Source organism: Paractinoplanes abujensis (genome assembly GCF_014204895.1).
Lineage (GTDB): Bacteria > Actinomycetota > Actinomycetes > Mycobacteriales > Micromonosporaceae > Actinoplanes > Actinoplanes abujensis.
The window spans coordinates 1,370,366-1,386,833 of record NZ_JACHMF010000001.1; the positions used below are offsets into that span (position 1 = coordinate 1,370,366).

A 16,468-nucleotide genomic window follows, 5' to 3' on the forward strand; every position below is an offset into this window, starting at 1 on the left:
TGATGCCGTCCGGTGGGCTGCTGTTCCAGAGCATCATCCTCGGTCTGCTCCTCGGCGGGCTGTACGCCCTGCTCGCCGCGGGGCTGACCCTCTACTTCGGCATCATGCGGGTGGTCATGATCGCCCACTCGGCGTTCCTCATCCTGGCCGCCTACCTGGCCTGGTGGACGAACGACCGGCTGGGCATCGACCCGCTGCTGTCCTTGGTGGTGACCGTGCCCCTGTTCTTCGGCGCGGGAGTGCTGCTGCAACGGGGACTGCTGTCGCGGCTGCGCCCGGCCACCCTCACGATGATGTCGGTGCTGATCACGTTCGCGATCGCGCTGATGATCGAAGGGTTGCTCGGGTACGCCTTCACCGGCACCCAGCGGCGCATCCAGCTCGGCTACGGCACCGCGAGCTTCGAGCTCTTCGGGGCCCGGGTCGCGGTGGTCAAGCTGATCGCGTTCGGCCTCGCCGCGGTCTCGCTGGCGGCGCTGTACACGCTGATGAAGCGCACCCAGTTCGGCTGGGCCCTGCGGGCCACGATCCAGCACCGGGACGCGGCCCGGCTGGTCGGCATCGACACCGAGCGAACGGCCGGGTTCGGCTTCGGGCTGGGGCTGGCCACCGCGGCGGTCGGCGGCACCGCGCTGTCACTCGACACCACCATCTACCCGTCCCTGCACTGGCACTGGATCGGCCCGCTGATGGCGATCATTGTGGTCGGCGGCCTGGGCAGCGTGCCCGGGGCCGCGGCCGCCGCGCTGCTGCTCGGCCTGGCCCAGAGCCTGCTGCAGATCCCGATGGGCGCCACCTGGGCCCAGACCGTGTTCTACGTGGCGCTCTTCGCCACGCTGGCCGTCCGGCCGCAAGGATTCTTCGGAGGCCGTCTTGCGCAACGGTTCTAAAAGCCTTCTCTCGTACGGTCTTCCGGCCCTCGTCCTCGTCGTGGCGATCGCGCTCTTCCCCAGCCTCGCGCCCAACCCGTACGTCCTGTCGTCCGGTGTGATCGTGCTGAACTGGGCGGTGCTGGCCACGGCGTGGAACTTCGTCGGCGGCTTCACCGGCTACATCTCGCTCGGGCACGGCGCCCTGGCCGGGCTCGGTGGTTACGCGACAGGTCTGCTCATCGTCAAGGCCGGCCTGCCCAGCTTCGTCGCGCTCGCCGTGGCCGCGCTGCTCGTGGCCGCGCTGGCCGTTCCCATCGGCTTCGCCGCCTTGCGCGTACGGGGGGCGTCGTTCGTCATCGTGTCGATCGCGCTGGTCCTGATCCTGCTGCTGGTCTTCCAGAGCTGGTCCTCGGTGACCGGCGGCTCGCGCGGCCTGGTCGTGCCGCGGCCGTTCCCGGGCATGTTGCGGCCCGATCATCACCGCGCGTTCTTCTTCCTGTACGGGGGACTGCTGCTGCTCGCGCTGGGCACGTGGTGGCTGCTCGACCGGTCCCGGTTCGGTATGGGGCTGAAAGCCGTCCGCGAGGACGAGGACAAGGCCGAAGCGCTCGGGACGCCCACGTTCGCCTACAAGCTGACCGTGTTCGTCGTCTCCGCGGCGTTCACCGCGCTGGCCGGTGGCCTGTACGCGCTCTGGTTCGGCGACCTCGACCCGGTGTTCCAGTTCAGCGTGCTCACGGGTTCGTACATCGTGCTCATGGCGCTGCTCGGCGGGGTGCGCAACCTGTACGGGCCGGTGCTGGGGGCGATCATCGTCGGCGTCGCGCTCGAATACTTCAAGGTCGAGTTCGGCAACACTCCGCTGCACCTGGTCACCACGGGCCTGCTGCTCGGCCTGGTCGTCATGTTCATGCCGGACGGCGTCATCCCGTCGCTGACCGCGCTGGTCAAGCGGCTGCGCAATCGCGAGGACAGTTCGATCCGTGAGGTGACCGCGGCCGACCTGGCCGAGCAGCGCCGCGAGCGAGAGGCGGCAAAATCGTGACGCTCAGAACTGTGGGACTGCGTAAGGCGTTCGGGGGAGTCGTCGCGATCGACGGGGCCGACGTCGAGTTCCGGCCGGGCGAAGTGAACGCGCTGATCGGGCCGAACGGCAGTGGCAAGACGACGTTCTTCAACTGTGTGACCGGCATGATCAAGCCGGATCTCGGTTCCGTCGTCCTCGGCGATCGGGACCTCACCGGGCGGGCGCCGCACGTCATCGCGCGGGCCGGCGTCGGGCGTACGTTCCAGCTCTGCCGCACCTTCCCGCGCATGACCGCGATCGAGAACGTGCTCGCGGCGGTCCGTCCGGGTGGCGTCCTGCACGGGCTGCGCAGTTCGCACCGGCGTGCCGAGATCGACCGCGCGCACCACTGGCTGACCCGGCTCGGCATCGAGCACCTCGCCGAGGCGGAAGCGCGCACCATGTCGTGGGGCCAGCAGAAACTGCTCGAACTGGCGGGCGTGCTGATGGCCGAGCCCACGACGATCCTGCTCGACGAGCCCGCGGGCGGCGTCAACCCGGCCCTGCTGGACCGGATCGGCACGCTCGTCCGGGAACTGAACGCCGAGGGCCGCACGTTCGTGATCGTCGAACACAACATGGACCTCGTGATGAGCATCAGCGATCACATCGTGGTGTTCGACCGGGGCCGCCCGATCGCCGCGGGACCGCCGGCCGAGATCCGCGCCGACGAACGAGTGCTGGGGGCCTACCTTGGTGTCTGAGATCGAACTGGTCGACGTCCAGGCCGGCTACGGACGGGCCGCGCCCGTGCTGCGCGGCTTCAGCGTCGCCGTCCCCGCGGGCAGCGTCGTCTGCCTGGTCGGCCCCAACGGCGCCGGCAAGTCCACCGTGCTCAAGGTCGCCTCCGGCCTGCTGGGGCCCCGCTCGGGCCAGGTGATTGTCGGCGGCAAGGACCTGACCGGCGCCGGCCCGCAGAAGATGCTCGCGGCAGGGGTCGCGCTGGTGCTGCAGGGCCACAGCGTGTTCCGTGAGATGACGGTCGAGGAGAACGTGCTGCTCGGCGGCTACACGGTCCGCGACCGTACGGAGAAAGCGAAACGCGCGAAATTCGTCAAGGACCTCTTCCCGGTGGTGGGGGAGCGGTGGAACTCGCTCGCCGGGCTGCTCTCGGGCGGGCAGCAGAAGCAGGTGGAATTCGCGCGCTCGCTCATGGTCGACCCCAAGGTCGTGCTGCTCGACGAGCCGTCCATGGGGCTCGACCCCAAGGCCACCAGCACCATCTTCGAACAGGTCGTGCGGATGCGCGACGCCGGGACAGCCGTGCTGCTGGTGGAGCAGAACGCCCGGCGCGCGCTGGAGACCGCCGACCTCGGGTGCGTGCTCGATCTCGGGCGCGTGCACATCTCCGGGCCGGCCCACGAGCTGCTGGCCGACCCGCAGCTCGGAGAGCTCTACCTCGGCGGCCGTCCCGCCGAGAAGCCGCCCGCTGTCTGAGGCGGCCCGTCACCTGTCACCTGTGCGATGAGAGGTGTTCCATGCGAAGAACCGGACGAGTTGTCGTGGTCGCCGCGGCTGTCCTCGCGGCCACCGCGGCCCCTGCGTCGGCCGGCGAGAACGGTCCGCGTGACGTCCATCCGTCCCTGCGGCCGAACCTGGTCGCCTACTACGACTTCGACCATCCGCTGCGCGGCGACCCCGCGCTCGAACAGGACCAGGGCCGATCCAGCACCGAGATCGAACTGGTCAACGGCGGGGCCGCCATGCGGGTCGCCGACCGTGCCTATCCCTCCGGTGGGCGCGTTCTGCAGACCAAGCAGGTGAATCCGGGCGTCACCGGCAACGACGACTGGAAAGCGGGCATCTATTCGGCGAGCGGAGTCCGTACGCTCCGGCCGTTCAGCGCCGTCGAAGGCGCCACCGTCATGGGCTGGTTCAAGCGCTCCATGGACGGCCCGGCCACCGGCTTCAACGCGATCGGACTCGCGGGCGTGCTCACCGGAGATTCCGACGGTCACGGCGTCCGGGCGCTGTTGGAACTCATCGACGTCAACGGTGAGCTCAAACTGGTCGCGCTCGGCCGGCGGATCGACGGCGGGAACTCGCAGACCTTCGCGGCCGGCGAGGACTGGAAGACGCTGCTGCCCAAGGACAAGTGGGTGCACCTGACCGCCACGTTCGACTTCGCCCGGGGCACGATGGCGCTCTACCGCAACGGCAAGCCGGTGCCCGGCTTCTACACCCGCACCGACGACCCCTGGCTGATCAACGGGCCCGGTCCGCACGTCACCAGCGCGACCGACCCGCGCGGCATCAAGATCGGCGGGAGCTTCCCGCAGAACACGCTCGAACGCAATCCGTGCGACTGCCGGATGGACGCGCTGATGTTCCTCGACCGCTCGCTCACGGCGCGCGAAGTCGCGAACCAGTTCCGCCTCTATTAGGAGCCCGCCATGCGCCGCATTCTTCTCGCTCTGGCACTGGTGTCCACATTGGTGGGTGCGCCCGCCTACGCCGCCGATCCGGGTCCCGTTCACGACCCGATCCCGACCGAGCCGGTCACCTCGAAGCTCGGCCTGGTGCTGACCGAATACGCCCAGTTCCCCGAGAGCGAGACCAACCCGCCGCTGATCGACCAGCGGCTCAACCGGGTGGCCCGGATCAACACCATCATGGAGCTGCCCGACGGATCCGGCCGCCGCGCGGTGCCCGACCTCAACGGCAACCTTTACCTCGTCAAGAACGGCGTGCCCAGCGTCTACCTCGACGTGGCGGCCACTTTCGCACCGCAGTTCTTCTCGGGCCGCGGGCTCGGGCAGGGCTTCGGCTACGTGGCGTTCCACCCCGACTTCAAGCGCAACGGCCTGTTCTACACGATCCACACCGAACAGGCGGCGGCGACGACGGCGGTGCCCGATTACGCCCAGGCCACCGTGCTGTACCACGGCGTCATCAACGAGTGGAAGGCCACCGACCCGGCCGCCGACACCTTCGCCGGCACGCACCGGGAGCTGCTGCGGATCGGCTTCGGCGGGCAGATCCACGGCATCCAGGAGATCAATTTCAACCCGACCGCGCGCAAGGGCAGCGCCGACTACGGGCAGCTCTACCTGGCCGTGGGCGACGGGGGGCTCGGCGTGAACAACGGCGACCCGCAGAACCTGGCCCTCCCGCACGGCAAGCTGCTGCGCATCGACCCGGCTCTTCGTAATGCGCCGAACGGCAAGTACGGGATCCCGCCGTCCAACCCCTTCGTCGGCGTGCCCGGTGCGGCCGGGGAGATCTACTCGTACGGGTATCGGGACCCGCACCGGTTCAGCTGGGACCGCGCGACCGGCCGGCTCTACCTGGGCCACATCGGCGAGCACGCCATCGAGGCCATCTACGAGGTGCGCGCCGGCGACAACATGGGCTGGAGCGAGCGCGAAGGTGCGTTCGTCTTCGACAAGACCCCGGCCACGGCCTGCGACCGGCTGTTCCCGCTGCCCGCCGACGACAGCGGCTACACCTACCCCGTCGCGGCGTACGACCACAACCCGGCGCCCGGCTGGAACTGCACCTCCGACGTCGGCGTGGCGGTGGCCGGCGGCTTCGTCTACCGCGGCCGGGACGTGCCCGCCCTGCGCGGCAAATACGTCTTCGGCGACCTCGTCGACGGGCGGGTGCTCTACACCGAGGCCTCGGAGATGCGCCGCGGCCGCGCCCCGGCCACGATCCACCGGCTCAACCTGTTCACCCCGGCCGGCACACCCGTACGGATGCAGGACCTCTCGGCACCCGGCGCGCCCGGCGACCCCAACCGGGTCGACCTGCGCTTCGGCACCGACGCCCGGGGTGAGCTCTACATCCTGGCCAAGGCCAATGGCAAGATCTGGAAGGTGACCGGAACCCGTACGTTCGCCGCCGCCTCCGCCGGGCACACCCGGATCGCCCCCGCGCCGAGCGCCGCCAACTGGGCGCCCGTCACGCCGGCGAAGTGGCAGTTCACCAACGGGCAGGTCATCCTGGCCGAGGCCGGCAGCGAACGGCCCGGCCCGCGGCGGCCCTTCGAGTACGCCGTGCTGAACGCGGGGCCGGTGTGGACGTCGGTCGACATCAGGGCCGAGGTGCGGCTGGACGAGCCGGTCACGCTGACCAACCGTGACGTGATCATCGTCTTCGGCTACCAGTCGGACACGCAGTTCTACTACGCGCACCTGTCGACGGACAACACGATCCTCCCGCACAACGGCATCTTCAAGGTCAACAACGCCGACCGTGAGCGGATCGACTACCAGTGGAACGGCCGCTCCCGCGGGGCCAACCCGGCGATCGTGGACGAGAAGTTCCATGACGTACGGGTGAAGCACCTGCCCGCGACCGGTGAGATCGCCGTCTACGTGGACGGCCGGAGCGATCCGCTGATGACCGCCCGCGACACGACCTTCACGTCGGGGCGGGTCGGGTTCGGCTCGTTCGACAACCGGGGCCGCCTGCGCGACCTGGTCGTGACGGGCACGCCCGCCGGCTGAGCGGTGACATGCGAGAGGGCCGGCGCTTCACGGCGCCGGCCCGCTCCCCGTCCCCGGTGCTGATCTCACCGTTTTGATCGCTTGTGCGGGGCGGCCGGTCAGGGAGTGAACTCCGTGCCGGCGGTGCCGTTCTGCGTGGTGTCGGTGCCGGTCAGGTCGACGCCGGTCACGTCGTCGCCGATGGCGGGGGTGTCGGCGGTCGCGGGCTCCGTGGCCGCCGGCTCCGTGGTGTCGGTCGGCTCGGTCGAGCCCGGCTCAGTGGTGGCGGCCGGCTCCGTAGTGGTCGGCTCGGTCGTCGGCTCCGTGGTGGCCGGCTCGGGTGTCGCGGTCGCGCCCGGCTCCGCGGTGGCGGTGGGTTCCGGGGTGGCGGTGGCGGTGGGTTCCGGGGTGGCGGTGGCGGTGGGTTCCGGGGTGGCGGTGGCGGCGGGCTCCGGGGTGGCGGTGGCCGCCGGAGTCGGGGTGGCGGTGGCCGCCGGCTCGGGCGTGGGCTGACCCGCGGGCTGGCCGTTGGGGCCGCCGGGCCAGGGCTGACCCAGCGGTCCGCCCGGGGCGGGCCAACCGGCCGGCAGGCCGGGCAGGCCCATCAGGTCGGGCAGCTTGATGTCGCCCAGGATGACCACGACGATCCGCGGCTCCCCACCCGGGCCGGGCACGTACGAGGTCATGGCGGTGGGCGCGTCCGGCTCGGCGGCGAGCGCCGACGTCGCGGGTCCGAACGCCAGCGCGACGCCGGCTGCCAGGCACACGCCGGCGGACAATTTCTTGCGCATCTCAATTCCCTCCGGGTCTTCGTCCAAGGTCCCGCACAGCTCAACACAGGAATGTGTGGCACACGGCCGGTTCCAGCTATTCCGGCGGCCCTTTCCGGCGGCCGGAAAAACAAAGAAAAAAGACGCGGTTGAGCCTGTTCGGACGGGGTATCCGGGGCACCTGGCCCGTTGTCGGCGGCTGAATTCGTACACCTGGCGGTAAAGGCGATGAAGCGCACGTTTCCGCGTACCCGGGGCCGGGTATCGCCTCCCGTCGAATCGGATGCGGAAGAGGGTCGCCATGGCCTGGATTGACGAAATGCGCGCACGGGCTCAGGCCCGGCTCGAACAGGCACGAAAGGGCGGATCGGGGATACCACCGTTCCCGGGCGACGCCGTCGCCGAAGGCGCCACCCCGGTGGTGATGGTCGACGCCTCGCCTCGCGACGAGGAGGGGCTGCCGCGGCCGGTGCGGGTGGCGGGCGCGTGGTCCTGGCGGATCCTGCTGTTCTGCGCCGTCGGCTGGGTCCTGCTGCGGGTCATCTCCCACCTCACCGTCGTGGTCATCCCGGTGCTGGTCGCCGTGCTGCTGGCGGCGATGTTCCAGCCCGTCGGGGCCTGGCTGCGCAAGCGCGGCATGGGCCGGTCCCTGTCGTCGGCGCTGGTGCTGCTGGCCGCGCTGATCATCGTGTTCGGTGGGCTCGGCCTGATCATCAACACGTTCATCTCGCAGGTCGGCGCGTTGAGCACGCAAGTCGGCGACGGCGTGCGCGAGGTGCAGGACTGGCTGGCCCGCGGGCCGCTGCACATCTCGCAGCAGCAGATCAACGACTACATCGACCAGGCTCAGCGCGCGCTCACCGAGAACCGGGGCGCGCTCACCTCGGGCGCGCTGACCACCGCGACCACCGTGGGCGAGGTCGGCACCGGGTTCTTCCTGACGCTGTTCACGCTCTTCTTCTTCCTGCGCGACGGCGACCAGATCTGGCGTTTCCTGTGCCGCCTGCTGCCGCAGGGCGCGCGGGTGCCGACCGCCCGGGCCGGCCACTACTCGTGGCACACCCTGGTGTCGTACGTGCACGCCACCGTCCTGGTCGCGTTCGTCGACGCCATCGGCATCGGGATCGGCCTGTTCGCGCTGGGTGTGCCGCTCGCGCTGCCGCTGGCCGCGCTGGTCTTCCTGGGTGCGTTCATCCCGGTGGTCGGTGCGACAGTCAGCGGCGCCGTCGCCGTGCTGGTCGCGCTGGTCACGGTGGGCCCGGTGAAGGCGCTGATCCTGCTCGGCGTCGTGATCGCCGTGCAGCAGCTCGAAGGTCACGTGCTGCAGCCGCTCATCATGGGCCGGGCCGTGGCGTTGCACCCGCTGGCCGTCATCCTGGCCATCGCCTCGGGCGTGGTGCTGGCGGGCATCGTCGGCGGCCTGATCGCCGTACCGCTGCTGGCCGTCGTCAACACCGCCGTGCGCTATCTGGTGCATCACCCCGACGGCGAGCCGACACCCGACCGTGAGCCGCCGGGAACCGAGGTGCCCGACGGCGATTCCACTCCGGAGGAGCCCAAACCGGGTCCGGACACGCCGCCACCGGCCCACACGTCCTTGGCTTGACGTCACGCCGGGCCGGACGCGGCCCGGCCCTGGGCGCTCACGTCTCCGACCTGATGTCGCGCTGAGCCCGATGCGGCCGCCTCGGGCGAGCAGGCTCGGAGCGGCCGCCCCGGGTGAACGCGCTCCGTGCGGCTGCCTGGGGTGAGCACGCTTGGTGTAGCTGCCTCGGGCGATCGCGCTCCGTGGGGCTGCCTCGGGTGAGCACGCGTGGTGCTGCTGCCTCGGGCGATCGCGCTCCGTACGGCTGCCTCAGGTGAGCAGGCTCGGTGCGGCTGCCTCGGGCGAACGCGCCGGGTGCGGCCCTCCCGCCGGGCGCACACGTCTCAGGCCTTGTGTCGCACTCGGCTCCGGCGTGACGTCGGGTTGTGGCGCCGCCGCCCGCCGCCCGCCGTCGCGTGAGGATGGCGGATGCTGGAGCTGCGTCTGCTCGGTGCCTTCGAGCTGCGCGCCGGTGCCGCTCATGTCCGTACGGGCTCAGGCCGTGCTCGCCGACCTGGCGTGCGCGGCGGGAGCCCGTACGGGAAGACGCAGTTGGCTTCCGCCTTGTGGCCCGGCTCGAACGAACGGCAGGCGCGCACGAACCTACGGCCATTTGTTGCACATTTTGCGCGCCTCGGTGCCGGGGCTGGACACACATCTGCGCACTTTGGACGGCGTGAAGGTGGACGTGGCCGCGCTCAGCAGCGGTGAAACCGTGCAAGAGTTGTGCGCCGCAGCCGACCTCTATCGCGGTGATCTGCTGGAGGGCCGGTACGACGACTGGGTGCTGCAGGCGCGCGACGAGTGCCGCCGCCGCATGGTGGCCCTGCTCGCGCGGCTGGTGCCGCTGCTCGACGGCGACGCGATCCGCTACGCCGAGCAATATCGCGCACTCGATCGGCTGGCCGAGGAGCCGTACCGGCAGTTGATCCGCCTCCACCACGCGACGGGTGATCGTGCGCGAGCCGTCCGGACCTTTCACGAATGCGCATCCGCCCTGCGCGACGAGCCGGGCGTCGGACCCAGGGTGAACGTCCATGACGATCAAGCGCGGGCGGCTCTGATCGACGACGGGCTGCCGCCTGTCCTGGCCGAACGCGATCGTGGCCATCTTCCGCTCGCAGCGCGCGGGCAGCATGGCCGGCACGACCGCTGACGTCTTGCGGCGGACCGGGCACGAACCGCGCACCTTCGCTCAGTTCGCGCGCGAGCATGCCGCGGTCTTCCGGGGTTGAATCCGCTCATCCGGATGCGCGCGCCGGCCCGCCCGGGCACGATGAATCCCGCGGGGTCCCGTCTGCCTTCACGCATGTCAATATTGAAGATCCGCGATTTCACCCCTAGGTTGCTTGTCAACGGGGATCGTCGGCCTGACCAGGGCTGTCCGTCCTCGCCGGATCACCAGCCGGATCGACGAGGAGGAACCTTGGACACGCAACCGCGCCGCTCATCGGTGAGCCGCAGGCGCATGCTGACCGTGGCGCTGGGAGGGGCGGCCACCGTCGCCCTGCCCGCGCCGGCCTGGGCCGCCACCGGCCGGCGCCCCGGCGCCGCGCTGCCGCCCACCCTGACCGGCCACGACATCGACGTGGCGAAGCGGGTGTCCGCGGAACGCGCCCTCGAGCACCTCAAAGTGCTGTCGATCGGCATCGGCCCGCGCATTGGCGGCACCCGGTCCGAGCGGGTCGCCGCCGGCTACCTCGCGGGCGTGCTCGACAGGCTCGGCTACGACGTCGAACTGCAGCCGTTCCCGGTCGCCGACAAGTTCCTGGCCCAGCTCGGCTCGCCCCGCGGCCTGCCCACCGACCTCAACTGGCAGTGCGGCGCGTCGCCCCACGCCGCCCTGGACACCAAGGTCCGCGGTGACGTGCTCGACGCCAAACTCGGCGGGGAGGCTGACTACCCGGCCGACGTACGGGGAAAGATCCTCCTGATCGACTACGTCGCCGGCACGCGCGAGGCAGTGGTCAACCTGGCCGTCGCCCGCAAAGCCGCCGCCGTCATCTTCCTGCCGGCCGACCTGGTCGAGCCGCGCCGCGCCTCCGCCTTCAGCCCGCAGCTGCCCGGCCTGGCCACGACCCCCGCGCCGATCCCGGTCGTCGGCGTCGCCCAGGCCCAGAAGCACCGCCTGCGCGCGCTGCTGGCCGCCCGCAAACTCTCGCTCACCCTCTCGACGACGGCGCACCGGGGCCTGACCTCGCACAACGTCCTGGCCAACCAGCCTCGCCGCTCCGCCACGGGCCCGGTCGTCATGGTCAGCGCCCACTACGACACGGTGATCGGCGCTCCCGGCGCCAACGACGACGGCTCCGGCACCGTGCTCACCCTCGAACTGGCCCGCGTGCTGCGCAAACTGCCGACCAACGCGCAGCTCCGCTTCGCCCTGTGGGGTTCGGAGGAGCAGGGCCTGATCGGTTCCCGCTACTACGTGGCCCAGTTGCCGCAGGCCGAACGCGACCGCATCCTCGCCGTCTACCAGAACGACATGGTCGCCACGAGCTGGGACCCGGCCACCCGCTACTGGCTGCTGTCGTTCGACGGGCTGGCCAACCGGGCCACCAACGAGGTCGCCGCGGCCGCCGCCCGGCTGGGCTACTCGTCCCGGATCAGCCCGGTCACGCTGCGCGGTTCCTCGGACCACCAGTCCTTCCAGGAGGTTGGAATCGCCTCAGCCAACTTCTCCTGGCGCGGCGAGGAATCGCCGGCTTTGCTCGAGCCGCCGTACCACAGCCCCGAGGACACGATCGCCAAGAACATCAGCCTCGAGCGACTGCAGGTCTCCCTCGAACTGATCGGGTCGGCCGCGTACACCACGGCCCGCTGACCGCCGCCCCCGGACGGATCGCCGCTTCGACGACCCGTCCGGGGGCTGGGTCATCGGCTCGGCGGCCCGCCCTGCGTCTTCGAACGGCTGGCGGTAGCCGCGCCGCCCCGGTTCCGCACCGCGAAGAAGGACAGCGGGGTCGTTCCGCCGACCAGGCCGCCCGGAACGACGGGCCTCTGTTCGTCCCTTGGCGCCGACGCTGCCGCCCGCAATCGAAGCAGGCGGCGCGCACAAGACGATCCCAACCCCCACAGCCTGCCTCCTAGGACGCTCCGGGCGACGTGGCAGGCGGTGAGGAGCGACGTGGTGCGGGCGCGTTGAGGGGGCGGCGTGGCGGGCTGGGTGAAGGGGACGTTGGGCGTGGTGAAGGGCGACGTGGCGGTTGCGTGAAGGGCGACGTTGTGGGTCGTGTGGGGGCGACGTGGCGGTTGCGTGAAGTGCCACGTTGCGGGCGGTGACGACGTTGGGTCGTGTTGGGGATGTGCCGGGCTGGGTGAAGCGCCACGTTGCGGGCGCGGTGACGACGTTGTGGCGGTGTAGGGGGCGCGTGCCGGGCTGGGTGAAGTGCTACGTCGCGGGGGAGGTGAAGTGCCACGTCGCCGGGGGAGGTGAAGTGCCACGTTGCGGGCGCGGTGAATGGCGACGTGCCGAGTGCGGTGAGCGGCGACGTGGCGGGCACGGTGAGGGGCGCCGTGGTGCGGGCGGGGTGAGGTGAGCGTCCCGCGTGCGAGTCAGGGCTTGCGGGCGACAGCCCCGTACTCGTCGGTTTCCCGCAACTCGTCCGCTCGGGCGTCCGGAGCGGGCCGCCAGCGGGCGCAGGGCACCAGGCCCGGCTCCAGGACCTCCAGGCCGGCCGTGAAACGGGCCAGCTCGTCCGGGTGGCGCAGGTGGTAGGAGAGCGGCGCGTTGGCGTTCCACACGTCGATGGCCTCGGTGAAGGCGGCGCCGTCGAGGACGTTGGTGCCGTCGGCCGTTATCAGGTAACTGCCCGACGGAAGGGCGGCCATCAGGGTGTGCGCGATCGCGGCGGCCTCGTGCAGGTCGGGGATGTGGCCGAGGACGTTCATCAGGATCAGGGCCACCGGGCGGGACAGGTCGAGGCCGGACGAGGCGATGACGGTGTCGGGGTCGCGCAGGTCGGCGTCGATGTAGACGGCCTCGCCGGTCAGCACCGTGTGGGCGTGGGCCAGCACCAGGGGGTCGTTGTCGACGTAGACGACCTGGGCGTCGGGGGCCACCGCGTGGGCGACCTGGTGGGTGTGTTCGGCCGAGGGTATGCCGGTGCCGACGTCCAGGAACTGGCGTACGCCCTCGTCGGCGGCCAAGTGGGTGACTGCTCTTTTGAGGAACGCGCGGGAGCTGCGGGCCACGACGACGATGTCGGGGTAGAGCTTGGCGAACTCGTCGCCCACCGAGCGGTCGGCGGGGAAGTTGTCGGTGCCGCCGAGCCAGTAGTTCCAGACCCGGGCGGAATGGGGGACGCCGGTATCGAGATCCGTCATCGTCTTAGTCTAGTGTGGACAAACGGTTTTGCCTGCAGGTGACAGGCTGCGGATGCGGCGGCGCGGGAGCGAAGGGCCGCCGGGGAGTGGACAGCCGCAGCGGAGGGAGCCCGCGTGACGATGAAGAGGTCAGCAGCGCGCTGACATGGGGTTCCTCTGGGCGGGGACCCACCGTCCGAGCGTCACTCGAACAGCGGGCGCAGGCAAAACTGGGCCGACAAACGCGCGGTGAGCCACGCCCGGAGCAGGCGTTCGCTGAGGTTCTTGAAAGGTACGGTCCGGTGCGACTCGCGCGACCCGGCCGCGTCGGGGGTGAGCGGCCGGGTCAGGTCGATGCGCGCCAGGTACGCGTGGACGTCCATGCCGGACAGGTCAGGCGCGCATCACTGTGGCGATGGGGATGCCGGCCGCGCGCAGGGCGGGCACGAAGCCGCCCAGTACGCCGGCGATGATGCCCGCGACGATGCCGGCCACCCCGGCCTCCCAGGGGAACTGGACGTCGCGCAGGATCGGCTGGGAGTCGCCGACCAGCATCGTCACCACTTTGAGGCCGGCCGCGCTGACCCCGATCGCCGCCGCGGCCGTGAGCAACCCGGTCAGTAACGTCTCGGCCAGCACGATTCCGGCCAGCAGCGTGCGAGGGGTGCCGACCGCGCGGCGCAGGGCGAATTCCTCGACCCGTTCGCCCACGGTGGCCAGGCCGACGTTGAGGATGCCGGCCACGCCGATCAGCAGCACCAGCCCAGCCATCGAGAAGAACACCAGCCGCATCAGGGTGAGTTGTTTCTCCTGCTCCTTGCGGGTTTCGATGGTCTGCACGTACGGCTCGACGCCGAGCGCTTTGAGTTTGGCCGAGACGACCGGTTCGACGGGGGATCCCTGGGTCATCAGCAGACGCATCTCGCCGCCGGTGCTGGGGTCGGCCATCCGCGAGGGCGGCAGCCAGGTCGTGAGCTCGTCCAGGCGTACGTAGGCCCGGGGTTGCACGTCGCCGTCGTCGACCACGCCGACGAACTGGGGCGTGACGTTGGCCGCGGCGCCGCCGACCCGCATCTCGGCCGGCACGTGGTATTGCTGGAACGCGTCGGCGGCGGGCTGGTTGAGCACGAGTTTGGGCGACATCGACGGCATCCGGGTGAAGTCGAGCCACTGCCCGGAGATCGTGCGGTAGGGACGGAATTTGCGGACGTCGCCGGAGAGCGCGGTCAGGCGCACCTCGACGGCCTGCCCCTTGACGCCGGGTGCGGGTTCGCAGCCCTGGTCGTTGCAGATCATGGCCGGGCCCCAGTCCTGGTCGAGCGGCGCGCCGCCCGGGTTGACCGGGAGCACGCCGGGTTCGCCGACGATGCCGCTGACGCCCAGCATGGCCACCGCGTCCTCGCGTCCGCGCACGCTGTCCGCGAGGATCTCGGTGGCTTCCGGCTGGATGGCCATGTCCATCACGCGGGTGCCGTCGTAGCCCTGCTGGATCTCGAGGTCGGCCAGCAGCGCGCGTTCGGCGATGCTCGCGCCGGCCTGCACGACCACGACCGCCAGCACGCCCAAAAACAGGCTGATCATGGAGAGCAGGGTGCGCAGTTTGCGGGCCCGGATGCCCTGGATACCGATGATCAGCGAGGACCGGAACCGGCCGGAGAGGCGCCTCATCGGGCCGTCACCCGCTCGGTCAGCACGCCGTCGACGAGGTCGTGGATGCGGCCCATGCGCGCCGCGTGGTCGCGGTCGTGGGTGACCAGGATCAGCCCGCAGCCCCGCTCGGTCGCGGCCAGCAGGGCGTCGATGACCAGCGTGCCGGTCTCGGTGTCGAGGGCGCCGGTGGGCTCGTCGGCCAGCAACACCTGGGGATCCCGGACGAGGGCCCGCGCGATCGCCACCCGCTGCTGCTCGCCACCCGACATCTTGGCCGGCCGGCTCTTGGCCAGGTGTGCGATGCCGACCTGGTCGAGCGCCTCCATGACCAGGGTCCGGCGTTGCCGGCGGGGCAGCCAGCCCTGGCCGTTGACCAGCGCCATGGCCACGTTCTGGGCCGCGGTCAGGTGTTTGAGCAGGAAGAACCGCTGGAACACGAACCCGAAGTGGGAGCTGCGCAGCTTGGCCGCGCGCCGTTCGGGCAGTCTGGCGATCTGCTGCCCGGCCAGCTGGTAGCTGCCCGAGTCGGGCCGGTCGAACAGGCCGATGACGCTGAGCAGGGTGCTCTTGCCGGAACCGGAGCGGCCCACGATGGCCACGCTCTGCCCGGCGTGGACGGTCAGGCCGACGCCGTCGAGGATGGTGCGCGGCTGTTCCTGACCTTTGAGCACCTTGGTGATGCCGTCGAGTTCGATCAGGGCGGTCATCCGTTGGGACCCTTGCCGCCGTCGGGGGCGGCGGGCAGGTCGGGGCCGGGCACGGCGATGGTTTCGTTGCCCTTCAGGCCCGACTTGATCTGCACGACCTTGCCGTCGGTCAGGCCGAGCACCACGTCGACCGTCTTGCGCTGCTGGTCGGCACCGACGATGTCGACCTTGCCCTTGCCCTGTACGCCGGCTACGGCCTCGACGGGCAGCACCATCACCTTGGCGGCCCGCTCGGTGATCACCTGCAGCGTCACCGTGGCCCCGTTGATCAGCTTGACGCCGGCGGGCGGGGTGCAGACCAGCCGCATGCCGGTGGCCTCGGAGCCATCGTTGCCGCCGCCCGTGTCGGCCGGCTGTTCCGGCTGCGCGACCGGGGGCGCGCCGGACGGGCCGGTGGTCGGCGCGGTGGTGGGTGGCGGCGGTTCGGGGATCGAGCCGGCCGGCAGGGCCGCGATCGTGCCCAGCGCCGTACAGGGGAAGGGGCCCGGTCCGTTCTTGATCTGGGCCCGCACGTCGGTGATGGCGCCGGAGATCCGGTAGGCCTGGGCGCTGTCGATCTCGGCGACGATGCCGTAACCGGAGTGCTTGGCCGAGATGATCGGCATGCCGGCCGTGACGTCGGACCGGTCGTCCATGAGCCGGCCGGCCAGGATCGAGCCCCGCGGGATGTTGATCCGCCGCGGGGCGCCGTCGTCGTCCCACACGGTGGCCACCCATTTCGGCCGTACGGCGGGGACCTTGCTCGGTGTCTTGTCGAGGAAGCGCAGCTCGCCGTCGGTCGGGGCGACGATGCCGAAGACCGGGTTGATGGTGACGGAGCCGGACAGGCTGATCTGGTTGCTCAGGTCCTGCCGGGTCGGTTTGACTGTGGTGAGAACCGTGCCGCGGGCCTCGAGGCCGGGCGTCGCGACGGATTCGCCGCCCGCGTCGCATCCGCAGAGCACCGCGGCGAGCATGGCCGCCGTCCCCACTCCGGTCACTCTGCGTGAGTCCACCTGTACCCCTTTGTCGGTCTTTGCCCGCCGGCCGGGAGATCGTTGTGCGACCCGGCCGGGCAGAGGTTACAAGGCGCGCGCAACCGTC

The 16,468-nt window shown here is 70.8% G+C and carries 15 protein-coding genes; 9 read left to right on the plus strand and 6 right to left on the minus strand.

Annotated elements, in window-relative coordinates:
* Nucleotides 1-2 precede the first annotated feature (2 nt).
* From BKA14_RS05645 to BKA14_RS05670, 6 genes are read left to right on the plus strand one after another with little or no spacing between them, the layout of a single operon-like run.
* Complete coding sequence (locus tag BKA14_RS05645; protein WP_184949859.1) at nt 3-890, plus strand: branched-chain amino acid ABC transporter permease; 888 nt, start codon at nt 3-5, stop codon at nt 888-890.
* Nucleotides 874-1,917 (plus strand): branched-chain amino acid ABC transporter permease, encoded by a 1,044-nt coding sequence (locus BKA14_RS05650; protein WP_184949860.1) that lies wholly within the window; start codon nt 874-876, stop codon nt 1,915-1,917. Before BKA14_RS05645 ends, BKA14_RS05650 begins: the two co-directional genes overlap by 17 nt.
* A gap of 11 nt (nt 1,918-1,928) precedes the next feature.
* On the plus strand, nt 1,929-2,642 hold the full coding sequence (locus BKA14_RS05655) for an ABC transporter ATP-binding protein (protein WP_239092467.1): 714 nt from the start codon (nt 1,929-1,931) through the stop codon (nt 2,640-2,642).
* A complete protein-coding gene (locus BKA14_RS05660) occupies nt 2,635-3,375 on the plus strand; it encodes an ABC transporter ATP-binding protein (RefSeq protein WP_239092466.1) in 741 nt (246 codons plus the stop codon). Before BKA14_RS05655 ends, BKA14_RS05660 begins: the two co-directional genes overlap by 8 nt.
* 41 nt (nt 3,376-3,416) lie before the next feature.
* Nucleotides 3,417-4,322 carry a LamG-like jellyroll fold domain-containing protein gene (locus BKA14_RS05665; RefSeq protein WP_184949862.1) on the plus strand — a complete coding sequence of 302 codons (906 nt, stop codon included), beginning with the start codon at nt 3,417-3,419 and terminating at the stop codon, nt 4,320-4,322.
* A 9-nt stretch (nt 4,323-4,331) separates the two neighbouring features.
* Nucleotides 4,332-6,389, plus strand: coding sequence for a PQQ-dependent sugar dehydrogenase (locus tag BKA14_RS05670; RefSeq protein ID WP_184949863.1), 2,058 nt, complete (start codon nt 4,332-4,334; stop codon nt 6,387-6,389).
* A gap of 98 nt (nt 6,390-6,487) precedes the next feature.
* On the opposite strand, the gene BKA14_RS05675 is transcribed toward BKA14_RS05670, so the two are convergent.
* Nucleotides 6,488-7,159, minus strand: a complete 672-nt coding sequence (locus tag BKA14_RS05675) for a hypothetical protein (protein WP_184949864.1) — start codon at nt 7,157-7,159, stop codon at nt 6,488-6,490.
* A 280-nt stretch (nt 7,160-7,439) separates the two neighbouring features.
* On the opposite strand from BKA14_RS05675, the gene BKA14_RS05680 reads away from it, so the two are divergent.
* The 3 genes from BKA14_RS05680 to BKA14_RS05690 all read left to right on the plus strand — a co-directional run bounded on the left by BKA14_RS05680 (nt 7,440) and on the right by BKA14_RS05690 (nt 11,547).
* A complete protein-coding gene (locus BKA14_RS05680) occupies nt 7,440-8,744 on the plus strand; it encodes an AI-2E family transporter (protein ID WP_184949865.1) in 1,305 nt (434 codons plus the stop codon).
* Nucleotides 8,745-9,399: 655 nt separating this feature from the next.
* Nucleotides 9,400-9,879 carry an AfsR/SARP family transcriptional regulator gene (locus tag BKA14_RS05685; protein WP_184949866.1) on the plus strand — a complete coding sequence of 160 codons (480 nt, stop codon included), beginning with the start codon at nt 9,400-9,402 and terminating at the stop codon, nt 9,877-9,879.
* A 270-nt stretch (nt 9,880-10,149) separates the two neighbouring features.
* On the plus strand, nt 10,150-11,547 hold the full coding sequence (locus tag BKA14_RS05690) for a M28 family peptidase (protein ID WP_239092465.1): 1,398 nt from the start codon (nt 10,150-10,152) through the stop codon (nt 11,545-11,547).
* A gap of 731 nt (nt 11,548-12,278) precedes the next feature.
* Here the strand turns inward: BKA14_RS05690 and BKA14_RS05695 are convergent.
* The 5 genes from BKA14_RS05695 to BKA14_RS05715 all read right to left on the minus strand — a co-directional run bounded on the left by BKA14_RS05695 (nt 12,279) and on the right by BKA14_RS05715 (nt 16,380).
* Nucleotides 12,279-13,049: an SAM-dependent methyltransferase gene (locus tag BKA14_RS05695; RefSeq protein ID WP_184949867.1), complete on the minus strand. Its 771-nt coding sequence runs from the start codon at nt 13,047-13,049 to the stop codon at nt 12,279-12,281.
* Between the two features lie 182 nt (nt 13,050-13,231).
* Nucleotides 13,232-13,411 (minus strand): hypothetical protein, encoded by a 180-nt coding sequence (locus tag BKA14_RS05700; protein ID WP_184949868.1) that lies wholly within the window; start codon nt 13,409-13,411, stop codon nt 13,232-13,234.
* A 10-nt stretch (nt 13,412-13,421) separates the two neighbouring features.
* A complete protein-coding gene (locus tag BKA14_RS05705) occupies nt 13,422-14,696 on the minus strand; it encodes an ABC transporter permease (RefSeq protein WP_184949869.1) in 1,275 nt (424 codons plus the stop codon).
* On the minus strand, nt 14,693-15,385 hold the full coding sequence (locus BKA14_RS05710; protein WP_184949870.1) for an ABC transporter ATP-binding protein: 693 nt from the start codon (nt 15,383-15,385) through the stop codon (nt 14,693-14,695). Before BKA14_RS05710 ends, BKA14_RS05705 begins: the two co-directional genes overlap by 4 nt.
* Nucleotides 15,382-16,380 (minus strand): efflux RND transporter periplasmic adaptor subunit, encoded by a 999-nt coding sequence (locus BKA14_RS05715; RefSeq protein WP_203722003.1) that lies wholly within the window; start codon nt 16,378-16,380, stop codon nt 15,382-15,384. The genes BKA14_RS05710 and BKA14_RS05715 overlap by 4 nt, the downstream gene beginning before the upstream one ends.
* Nucleotides 16,381-16,468: the final 88 nt, after the last annotated feature.